The following is a 9,652-nucleotide window of genomic DNA, read 5'->3' as shown; positions in this document are numbered from 1 at the left end:
GTGGTGGCGAGCGGTGTCATCGAGCCGGGGGCGGTGCCGCCGATATCGGCGTGGTGACCGCGTGAGGCAACGTAGAAGAGGATTTCCTGCCTGATGTCGTCGAAAACCGGCGTCACCACCGTGATATCGGGCAGATGCGTGCCGCCATTGTAGGGGGCGTTGAGGGCAAAGACGTCGCCGGGATGGATGTCGCCGGAATTCAGCCGGATGATGGTCTCGACCGAACGGTCCATGGAGCCCAGATGCACCGGCATGTGCGGGGCATTGGCGACGAGCGCGCCGTTGCGGTCGAAAACGGCGCAGGAGAAATCCAGCCGCTCCTTGATGTTGACGGAATAGGCGGTGTTCTGCAGCGTCACCCCCATCTGCTCGGCGATCGACATGAACAGGTTGTTGAAGACCTCCAGCATCACCGGATCGGCCTTGGTGCCAAGCGCTGCCTGCCGCTGCTTCTCCTCGATGCGGCGCAAGAGCACATGGTTCTTGGCGGTGATCTCGGCTTGCCAGCCCGGTTCGACGACGATGGTCTGGTTCGGCTCGATGATCAGCGCAGGGCCGGCAATTCTGTGTCCGGGCTTCAACCCTTCGCGGCGGAGGATGCCGGCGTCGCGCCAGATGCCGTCGGAAAAGATTTTTCGAACCTCCGATGGACTTGCGGCGATGTCTTCGAGCGCTGAATCGCTCTCGTCGCGCCCCGTGCCGCCGGTGTCGGTGCCCTCGACGCCGACGGTCTCGACGATCATCGGCTTGTTGTCATAGACGAAACCGAACTGCGCCTTGTGGGCAATTTCGAAATCGCGCTTGGCCTGGAAAATCGAGTCTTCCTCGAAATTCACCGGCAGTGTCGTGTCGGTGCCGTCATAGCGAATGTGCAGCACTGGCTTCGCGGCAACCGTGTCCTCGGAGATGCCTTGCAGTGCGAGTTCGGCGACGACGGCTTTTCTCAAGGTGGCAATGAGATTGCCGATCTCTGTTCTGGACTCTTCCGCCAGTGGCTTCAGCAGCGCCTGCTGGCGCGAGGCAAAGACCGAGGACAGGCCGATGCCATAGGCCGACAGCAGGCCGGAAAAGGGATGGATCAGCACCGCTTCCATGCCGAGCGCGTCGGCGACGAGACAAGCGTGCTGGCCGCCGGCGCCACCGAAGCAATTGAGCAAATATTCGGTGACGTCGTAGCCGCGCTGGACGGAAATCTTCTTGATGGCATTGGCCATGTTTTCCACGGCGATGATGACGAACCCTTCGGCGACAGCCTCTGGCGTGCGGCCATCGCCGATTTCGGCGGCCAGCGCGGTGAATTTTTCGCGCACGACCTCCACGTCGAGCGGTTCTTCCTGGTCGGGACCAAAGATCTTCGGGAAGAAATCGGGCTGCAGCTTGCCCAGCATGACATTGGCGTCGGTGACGGCGAGCGGGCCGCCGCGGCGGTAGGCGGCCGGGCCGGGATTGGCTCCGGCCGAGTCAGGTCCGACCCGGAAGCGGCCGGCCTCGTAGTGCAGGATCGAGCCGCCGCCGGCGGCGACGGTGTGGATGCGCATCATCGGTGCGCGGATACGCACGCCGGCGACCTCGGTGTCGAAGGCACGCTCATAGTCGCCGTCATAGTGGGCGACGTCGGTCGAGGTGCCGCCCATGTCGAAGCCGATGACTTTTCCGAAGCCGGCGAGCTTCGCCGTCTGGACCATGCCGACAACGCCGCCGGCTGGTCCGGAGAGGAGTGCGTCCTTGCCCTGGAACATATCGGCAGCCGTGAGGCCGCCCGACGACATCATGAACATGAGGCGAGGGGATTGGTCGGGTGCCGCGCCAAGCTCTCCCGCCACCTTCTGCACATATCTCGACAGGATCGGCGACAGATAGGCGTCGACCACCGTGGTGTCGCCGCGGCCGACCAGCTTGATCAGCGGTGACACCTCATGGCTGACGGAAACCTGGCCGAAGCCGAGCGTTCGGCAGACTTTTGCCACCACCTTCTCGTGATCGGGATACTTCCAGGCGTGCATGAAGACGATGGCGACGGCGTCGATGCCGTCGGCTTTCGCCTGCTCGATCGCCGGCCGGCAAGCGGCGATGTCGAGCAGGTGCTCGACGCAGCCATCGGCGCGCACGCGCTCGTCGACCTCGATGACGCGCTCGTAAAGCTGTTCGGGAAGGATGATTTCCTTGGCGAAGATGTCCGGGCGCGCCTGGTAGGCGATCTTCAGCGCATCGCGAAAGCCCCTGGTGATGAGCAAAAGCACACGGTCGCCCTTGCGCTCCAGCAGCGCATTGGTGGCGACCGTGGTGCCCATCTTGATGTCGCCGATCAGGCCGGGCGGGATCGCGCTGCCGGAGGATAGGCCGAGAAGATCGCGAATACCCTGCATGGCGGCATCGGCGTAGGCTTCGGGATTTTCGGACAGAAGCTTGCGCGGATGCAGCCCGCCTTGCGAGTCGCGGCCGATGACATCGGTGAAGGTGCCGCCGCGATCGATCCAGAAATCCCATTTCGCGGTCATGCGGCATGCTCCCGGCGTTTTCTATTTCGGCCCGTGGTTCGATGCACCTGTTAGTTCGCCATCGCACGGACGGCAATCGCAAACGGGCGTGACGATGTTACATGCGGAAACGCAACGTTACGAAACTCATGGCCACCTGATGCATTTCCTCTTCGACCGTTCACCTTAACGTGAACGTGTACCGAAGGAGATATGTTATGAAAAAACTCATTCTTGCGTCCGTTTCCGCGTTGGCCTTGCTCGGCGTTGCTGCCTGCAGCGACAGCGGCACGGATAACACCACCACCCAGAGCACCAACCCGCCGGCCGCCGAGCAGCCGATGAAGCCGGCGGCGCCTGATGCAACGAAGCCCGCTGAACCGGCTCCGGCAACACCGGCTCCTGCGCCCGCGCAGTAGTGAGTAAGCAATACTTCGTGTGATGGATGAGGAAGGCCGGCCGCGCGCTGGCCTTTCTCATAATGTCCGCGCACCGCGGCTGCATCCCCTTCGGCGTCAGGCCGGTCGGTTGTTCCATGCCTGCGGCACTGTCCCGGCTTGATAGCGTGGGGCGGTGGCACTAAGAAGCAGGCCATGTCGATTTGGGATCGCCTTGGCGAGTTCATCACGCGCGTTTCATCCTCAGCCTCGTCGGGTGTCGCCGACGTCGTCGAGGCCGTACGCACGGTTTTCTCCGGCGACGCCGATCTGCGCCGGCGTGTCGCCTTCTCGGTGGCGATGATCGCGCTGTCGGCCAAGATGGCCAAGGCCGATGGCATCGTGACCCAGGACGAGGTGCGCGCCTTCCAGGAAATATTCGAGGTGCCGCCGAAGGAGACGCGCAATGTGGCGCGGCTGTTCGATCTCGCGCAGCGCGATGTGGCCGGTTTCGAGACCTACGCCGAGCGGATGGCGCAATTGTGCGGTTCCGGGCATTCCAACTGCGTGATGCTGGAAGACATACTCGACGGTCTGTTCCACATCGCCAAGGCCGACGGGCTGGTGCATGAGCATGAAGGCCAATTCCTGCATCGCATCGCCGAAATTTTCCGCATCGACGAGGCGCACTACGAAAGCATCTTGGCGCGGCACGTCAATCTCGGCGCCGGCGACCCCTATGTCGTGCTCGGCATCGAACGCGGCAAACCGTTCGAAGAGGTCAGGAAGCGTTATCGCAAGCTGGTCTCCGACAATCATCCCGACCGGCTGATCGCGCGCGGCCTGCCGCAGGAATTCATCAAGATCGCAACGACCAGGGTGGCGGCGATCAACGCGGCCTATGAGATGATCGAGCGGGGCCTGCGGCACGCATGAGCGGCTTCCTGCCCGACGAGCCGAGCGCCGAGGTCAGGGTATCGCCGAATTTCGGTCCGCGGCGCGACACGTTCAGGCCCGACATGATCGTGCTGCATTACACCGGCATGTCGACCGGCGCCGGCGCCGAGGCGTGGCTGTGCGATCCGGCCAGCGAGGTCTCGTCGCACTATCTCGTGCACGAGAATGGCCACGTCGTGCAGATGGTCAGGGAAAGCGACCGCGCCTGGCACGCCGGCAAGAGTTCGTGGTTTGGACGCGCCGATATCAATTCCTGTTCGGTCGGCATCGAGATCGTCAATCCGGGACATTCGCTGGGTCATCCCGGCTTTCCCAGACGGCAGATCGATGCGGTGATCGGCCTGTGCGCTGGGATCGCAGGCCGGCATTCGATTGCCGCCGAGCGGGTGCTGGCGCATTCCGACGTGGCGCCGGGACGTAAGATCGACCCGGGCGAGAAGTTTCCGTGGCGGACGCTGTTCGCGGCCGGTGTCGGCCATCTCGTGGCAGCCGCACCCGTCGGGCGAGGGGCCGTGCTCAAGGCCGGCGACGCAGGCGCCGATGTCGACGCACTGCAGTCGATGCTGGCGCTCTATGGCTACGGCGTCGAGATATCAGGCATTTTCGACCGGCAGACGGAGATCGTCGTCGAAGCGTTTCAGCGGCATTTCCGGCCGCGCCTGGTCGATGGGGTGGCCGACGGTTCGACACTGCGGACGCTGCAAAGACTGCTTGCTTCGGTGAAGCGCTGACCGGGGAAGACCTTTCCCAAGTAGTCCTGTCAAATCCTAAAATTACAAGCTGTCACTCAAAGTGACTTGCCCTGCCCTCATTGGCACCAATTCGAACGTCAAACGGCTGACGTGCAAGACGTCGGAACCCCAGCCCCCCGGATGTTCCGATATTGATTAAGCGTTGCTGCGTGAACATCTTCGCGCGGTTCAGACAGAACAGGATCACATGCAGAAATTGACCGTTTTAACGGCAGCTCTTGCTGCCGGCGTAATGACTTTTGCCTTCGATGCCGCGAATGCCGCGCCACTCAGCCCGCGGGCGGATCAAGGGCTCGTCGCGGTATCCGCAAAAAGCGGCAAGGCAGGCCACGACGCCAAGGCGACGAAGCGAGCTCCCGCGAAAATGGAAAAGGCAAGTTGGTCCAAGGCGAAGAAGTCGGCCAAAAGGCAGACCAAGCGCGGCCGCAAGACCGTCGACATGACGACAACGGCATCCATCGGCCTCAGGAACGCGGCGGCGTCGGCCGCCGCGGTGGCCAGCGGCGGTCAGTATTCGGCGATCGTCGCACGCTATGCCGCGAGCTATGGCGTACCGGTTTCACTCGCTCACGCTGTCATCAGGATCGAGAGCAACTACCGGCCGAACATGGTCGGCAGCGCCGGCGAGATCGGCCTGATGCAGATCAAGCCGGCGACGGCGCGGATGATGGGCTACAACGGTTCGGCCAAGGGGCTGTTCGATCCCGACACCAACATCAAATACGGCATGAAGTATCTCGCCATGGCGCAGGATCTCGGCGGCGGCACCACCTGCGGCACGATCCTGAAGTACAATGCCGGCCACGCCGCAACACGAATGAACCCGGTGTCGGCCGCCTATTGCAGCAAGGTCAAGGTGCAGATGGCGGCGCTTTAGCCGGCAGTCTGTGAGGAGACGGCCGGAGCTGTCGGCTTTTTCGTTTGCGTTTTCGGGCGTGAACCCCTTTATACGCCTTGCCAGCTGGCCGGGCGGCCGCACCCGCAACAGCCGAAAGGCCGCGGGTGAGGAAAGTCCGGGCTCCATGGAGACACGGTGCCGGTTAATGGCCGGCGGGGGCGACCCCAGGGAAAGTGCCACAGAAAGCAAACCGCCACGATCTAATCGTGGCAAGGGTGAAAGGGTGGGGTAAGAGCCCACCGCGCGACTGGCAACAGGAGCGGCACGGTAAACCCCACCGGGAGCAAGACCGAATAGGGGCGGTGCGAGGGGAAACCCTCGAGGGCTGTTTCCGGCTCACCGTCCGGGTAGGTTGCGTGAGGCGCATGGCAACATGCGCCCAAGATGAATGGCCGCCACGTTCTCGCCCCGCAAGGGCGAGGGCCGTACAGAACCCGGCTTACAGGCCAGCTGGCAACTATCTCCAAAATATCGAAGAGAAGTCTTTTGAGATCAGCAGGTTGCGCCCTCGGGCGCGCCTGTCGATTCAAGCTCGTTCATCTGCTCATGAGTTGAATCTGGTACGATTAAATCGTACCGTGGGTCGGCAAATGGCACCAGGAGCCTATCATGGGACAGGTCGACAAACGCAGCATTACGCTGTCGCCGGAACTGGCTGCGGCGGTCGACGATGTGGTCGCCGCCGGCGAATATGCCTCGGCGAGCGAGGTCATCCGCGATGCGCTGCGGCAATGGAAGGAGCGGCGCGACCTGCACGGCTACACGGTCGAGGAATTGCGCAAGCTGGTGCAGGAGGGGATCGACAGCGGGCCGGCATTAGATGGGCCGCCACTCATGGAACGATTGCGCGCTAAATATCTGAAGCTGACGGAGACCAAGGGCCTTCGGGAGTGAAATACCGCCTGCTTCCCCAAGCAGTTGTCGACCTCGAAAATATCGGTGACTACATTGCCGGCCACGATCCACGAGCGGCTGTTCGCCTCGTGGATGCGTTGGAAAGACGGTGGCATTTGCTCACTTTGCATCCCTTCTCAGGTGCACCGCGCGACGATATTGCGCCCGGCATCCGTCATCTGGTCGTCGGCAACTACCTCACCTTGTACCGCGTCGGCGACGATGCGATCGAAATCATCCGCGTCCTGCATGCAAGCGCAACATCGAAGCCGAGGACATCGGGTCATGATCGATCCGGTCAGCCGCTGATCTTGTCCAGCGATGCCTCGATCGCCTTCCAGAGCTCTTCCACCGGCTCGCAGCCGACCGAGAGGCGAACGAAACCGGCGCTAACCGCATCGCCTCTCTTTGATCGGCGTTCGGCAGAAGTGTGGACGCCGCCGAAGGATGTCGCGGCCTGCATCAAGGCGCAGTTGTTGATGAAATCCTCGGCCTTTTCCTCCGAGGCAAGCTCGAAAGAGATGAGAAAACCGAAGCGCTCCATCTGGGCGCGGGCAAGATTGTGCGACGGGTCGCTTTCCAGCCCGGGGAAGCGCAGGCCGCTGATCGCCCCGTGGCCCTTCAGCCGCCGCGCGATCACGTCCGCCGACGAGCACATGCGATCGAAGCGCACATCCAGCGTTTCGAGACCGCGATGCACCAGCCATGCTTCGAACGGCCCGGGAATGCTGCCGGAAATTTCGCGCCAGCCAGTCACGGCGGCGATGATATCGGCATTGCGGCTGGCGACATGGCCGAACAGCACGTCGGAATGGCCGTTGGGCGCCTTGGTGTCGGCGGCAACGACGATATCGGCGCCATGGTCGAGCGGGCGCTGGCCGAAGGGCGTCATCGTCGTGTTGTCGACTGCAAGGAGCGCGCCGGCCTTGTGAGCGGCGTCAGCAACGGCCGCGATGTCGCAGATGTCCAGCCCCGGATTGGCGGGGGTTTCGACAAAGGCAAGGCGATAGCCGTCGAAGCCGTCGTCGAGGAAGGTCGATGTCGGCCTCATATCATAGGTGACGCCAAACGGCTTCAGGAAGCGGTCGGCCAGGGCCCTTGTCGTGTGGTAGCCGTCCGCAGGCAGCAGGATACGGTCGCCGGCCTTGAGCAGGCCGAAAAATACCGAACAGATTGCTGCCATCCCGGACGGGAAGGCGACGCAGGGTGCATCTTCCAGATGCGCCAGCATATGCTCGACCGCATCCCAGGTCGGGTTGCTGAAGCGGCCATACTGATCGAAACCGGTGGCGTCGCCGGGCGTGTGATAGATCGCGGCCATGGTCAGCGGCAGCGGGATCGGGTCACCCTTGGCGAACCTCTTGTCGCGCAGATGGGGAAGTGCCGCAGCGCGTGCGTTCGCTGGTTCAGACATCGATTCTCAAACCCTCCTGGTGACCGACGGATGCGGGCGAGACGCTATGCCGGGCAGGGGCTCGCGGCAAGGCGCGTCCGGTTGGGCCAGGCGGCTTTAAACGCTTCGTTAGGCTTAATAGAGCATAAAGACGAGACGTGCCGTCAAGGCTGCTCTTATTGGTCGCGGCGCGTGTTTGTGAATCCTATTCCCGTTGACGCCCATAGTGCCCCATGATATCCCATTTCAATACTCAAGCCTTCGTTCCGCGTCAGGGTAAAGCGTACGCCAATCGGGCAGCCGCGGCGGCTGCGCGTTTGCCGGTTGTTGTCCGTTCGGACGAGGCTGACACGGGGCAGGGAACGTGCCGGGGCGGCGCGTGCGACAAGATGGAGAGGGGTGCGGCGGCGCAAGCGGCTGTGACGTTCAATGGATCGGTTTCTGTCAAACACGGTGAGCAGGATCGATGCGAAGGGACGGGTTTCCGTTCCGGCGCATTTCCGTGCCGTCGTGCAGAAGCGCGGCTATTCGGAACTCTATGGGTTGCGTTGCCTCGACCAGCCGGCGATGGATGTCGGCGGGCTCGACCTGCTCGACCGCTACGAGCAGCGCATCGCGCTCGAAGATCCCTTCCTGCAGACGGCGGACGATATGTCGTTCTTTTGCCATGGCGATGGCACCTTCCTGAAGCTCGATCAGGACGGCCGCATCACGATGAGCGATTTCATTCGCGGACACACCGGCATTTCGGCGGAAGTGGCCTTTGTCGGGCGTGGCAATTTCTTTCAAATTTGGGAACCGGGACAGCTGGCCGCCTATGGGGCGCAGGCGCGGGCCCGGCTATTGCAGCTTCGGCAGGGGACGAAGCCTGGGGAGCGACCGGAATGACAGTGGGCCACGGCGATGACCTTCACGCCGTTGGCGGATCGGCCCGCCATATTCCGGTCCTCCTTGGCGAAGTGCTTGAAGCACTGGCGCCCGCACAGGGCGACATCATCATCGACGGCACGTTCGGCGCCGGCGGCTACACCAAGGCAATTCTGGCGACAGGCGCTTCCGTCGTGGCGATCGACCGTGATCCCGATGCCATCGCGGCCGGGCGCGATCTCGAGGCACAGTCAGGCGGCCGGCTGAGGCTGGTGCAGGCGCCGTTCTCGACGCTGGACGAGCATGTCGGGAGCGCCGACGGCGTCGTGCTCGACATCGGCGTCTCCTCGATGCAGCTCGACCAGGCCGAGCGCGGGTTTTCGTTCCGCGCCGACGGACCGCTCGACATGCGTATGGCGCAAGCGGGCCTCAGCGCCGCCGACGTCGTCAACACGTTCAAGCCGGGCGACCTCGCACGCATCTTCGGCTTCCTCGGCGAGGAGCGTCATGCCGGGCGCATCGCCCGCATGATCGAGGCTCGCCGTGAAAAGCGGCCGTTCGAACGCACGCTGGAACTGGCCGACGCCATCGAGACGCATGTCGGACGTGCGCCGAAGGACAAGATCCATCCCGCCACGCGCGTCTTCCAGGCGCTGCGCATCTTCGTCAATGACGAGCTTGGCGAACTGGCGAAGGCCTTGCTGGCCGCCGAACGCGTGCTGAAGCCGGGCGGACGGCTCGCCGTGGTGACGTTCCATTCGCTGGAAGACCGCATCGTCAAGCGCTTCATCGCCGATCGCGCCGACGCCGTGACGGGCTCGCGTCATATGCCCGAGGCACAGGCGCGCACCGCGACCTTCCGCAAGGCGGGTGGCGGCGTGACCGCCGGCGACGCCGAGGTCGCGGTCAATCCACGCGCCCGTTCGGCCAGGCTGCGCGCGGCCATCCGCACCGAGGCGCCGGCGCGGGCTGGCGACTTTTCGATTTTCGGCCTTCCAAAGCTTCCCGGCATCGACCGGCCGGGGGAGAGGTAAGCA

Annotated in this window: 9 protein-coding genes, 1 other RNA gene and 1 pseudogene; 9 read left to right on the top strand and 2 right to left on the bottom strand. The window is 63.4% G+C overall.

The window, feature by feature from the left end; genetic code table 11:
• Positions 1-2,498 (bottom strand): hydantoinase/oxoprolinase family protein (locus tag ACFSQT_RS22285; protein WP_379022169.1); only part of this gene is annotated, 2,498 nt, incomplete at its 3' end.
• 197 nt (positions 2,499-2,695) lie between these two features.
• On the opposite strand from ACFSQT_RS22285, the gene ACFSQT_RS22280 reads away from it, so the two are divergent.
• From ACFSQT_RS22280 to ACFSQT_RS22250, 7 genes and pseudogenes are all read left to right on the top strand, one after another.
• Positions 2,696-2,896, top strand: coding sequence for a hypothetical protein (locus ACFSQT_RS22280; RefSeq protein WP_379022167.1), 201 nt, complete (start codon positions 2,696-2,698; stop codon positions 2,894-2,896).
• Between the two features lie 174 nt (positions 2,897-3,070).
• Positions 3,071-3,790: a TerB family tellurite resistance protein gene (locus ACFSQT_RS22275; RefSeq protein ID WP_379022165.1), complete on the top strand. Its 720-nt coding sequence runs from the start codon at positions 3,071-3,073 to the stop codon at positions 3,788-3,790.
• On the top strand, positions 3,787-4,542 hold the full coding sequence (locus tag ACFSQT_RS22270) for an N-acetylmuramoyl-L-alanine amidase (RefSeq protein WP_379022163.1): 756 nt from the start codon (positions 3,787-3,789) through the stop codon (positions 4,540-4,542). Before ACFSQT_RS22275 ends, ACFSQT_RS22270 begins: the two co-directional genes overlap by 4 nt.
• Before the next feature lie 208 nt (positions 4,543-4,750).
• Entirely contained in the window at positions 4,751-5,440 is a 690-nt protein-coding gene (locus tag ACFSQT_RS22265; RefSeq protein ID WP_379022161.1) for a lytic transglycosylase domain-containing protein, read from the top strand.
• A gap of 80 nt (positions 5,441-5,520) precedes the next feature.
• An RNA gene (gene rnpB, locus ACFSQT_RS22260) (RNase P RNA component class A) lies at positions 5,521-5,919 on the top strand.
• Between the two features lie 151 nt (positions 5,920-6,070).
• Entirely contained in the window at positions 6,071-6,355 is a 285-nt protein-coding gene (locus tag ACFSQT_RS22255) for a type II toxin-antitoxin system ParD family antitoxin (RefSeq protein WP_379022159.1), read from the top strand.
• Positions 6,352-6,552: pseudogene (locus ACFSQT_RS22250) on the top strand (type II toxin-antitoxin system RelE/ParE family toxin); the annotation flags it as partial. The gene ACFSQT_RS22255 and the pseudogene ACFSQT_RS22250, both read left to right, overlap by 4 nt.
• 101 nt (positions 6,553-6,653) lie before the next feature.
• Here ACFSQT_RS22250 and ACFSQT_RS22245 read toward each other — a convergent pair.
• On the bottom strand, positions 6,654-7,769 hold the full coding sequence (locus ACFSQT_RS22245) for a cystathionine gamma-lyase (protein WP_379022157.1): 1,116 nt from the start codon (positions 7,767-7,769) through the stop codon (positions 6,654-6,656).
• Between the two features lie 408 nt (positions 7,770-8,177).
• Here ACFSQT_RS22245 and mraZ point away from each other — a divergent pair, with 408 nt between their 5' ends.
• Both mraZ and rsmH read left to right on the top strand, forming a co-directional pair.
• Positions 8,178-8,636: a division/cell wall cluster transcriptional repressor MraZ gene (mraZ, locus tag ACFSQT_RS22240; RefSeq protein ID WP_379022155.1), complete on the top strand. Its 459-nt coding sequence runs from the start codon at positions 8,178-8,180 to the stop codon at positions 8,634-8,636.
• Positions 8,633-9,649 carry a 16S rRNA (cytosine(1402)-N(4))-methyltransferase RsmH gene (gene rsmH / locus ACFSQT_RS22235; RefSeq protein WP_379022153.1) on the top strand — a complete coding sequence of 339 codons (1,017 nt, stop codon included), beginning with the start codon at positions 8,633-8,635 and terminating at the stop codon, positions 9,647-9,649. The genes mraZ and rsmH overlap by 4 nt, the downstream gene beginning before the upstream one ends.
• The last annotated feature ends 3 nt before the right edge of the window (positions 9,650-9,652 follow it).

The organism is Mesorhizobium calcicola (assembly GCF_042682105.1).
GTDB lineage: Bacteria > Pseudomonadota > Alphaproteobacteria > Rhizobiales > Rhizobiaceae > Mesorhizobium > Mesorhizobium calcicola.
The sequence above is the reverse complement of the archived record's forward strand: the minus strand, read 5'-3'. Positions and strand labels throughout refer to the sequence as shown.